Below are 558 nucleotides of genomic sequence, written 5' to 3' on the forward strand. Positions count from 1 at the left end.
CCGTACCCGGGGGTGTCTGGGGCTTGGCCGAGTAGGGCGGTCTCGCATACAAAAAACGCGGGTCAGAGAGTGTGTGCATATCTGAAGATCGAATGAATCCACCCCACCGGTTGTTGGAATGGCGTCAGGCCTGAGGCTGGCTGGGACCTCAGGGAATTGACGCGACAATTCCGGCAAAAGAAAACTTCCCGCCACCTCCTCACCCGCTCAGGTCAGACCGGCAAGGAATGAATGGCAATGAATGAATGGCAATGAATGAATGGCAAGGCATGAATGGCAAGGCATGAATGGCACTCGGAAAAGGGCGTAGATCGTAAAACTCACTGCTTGCGCGCAGCGCTCCTCGGAGCGCGGAATTTATTCCGCTGCACTCCGCAGCACACACCCGCTCCGCTTTGGCATTCTACTTTCGCCACACCGAGCGTCACCGTGTTTGCGGCATTCGGTGAGAGCCATCACACGTCCCACGCGGACGACCTGCTGCGGACTAAAGTCTCGCGCTCCGTGACACTTTTCGGCTTCGTCAGTGAAGGCGATGATTTTTTTGACGCCCCGCGT

The 558-nt window shown here is 57.0% G+C and carries 1 protein-coding gene; it reads left to right on the top strand.

Features of this window, described 5'->3' with window-relative positions:
• Window positions 1-327: 327 nt before the first annotated feature.
• A partial coding sequence (locus tag PSV43_RS01795; RefSeq protein WP_300193070.1) for a hypothetical protein occupies window positions 328-558 on the top strand: 231 nt, incomplete at its 3' end.

The sequence above is a fragment of the Prosthecobacter sp. genome (assembly GCF_029946185.1).
Classification (GTDB): Bacteria; Verrucomicrobiota; Verrucomicrobiia; order Verrucomicrobiales; family Verrucomicrobiaceae; genus Prosthecobacter.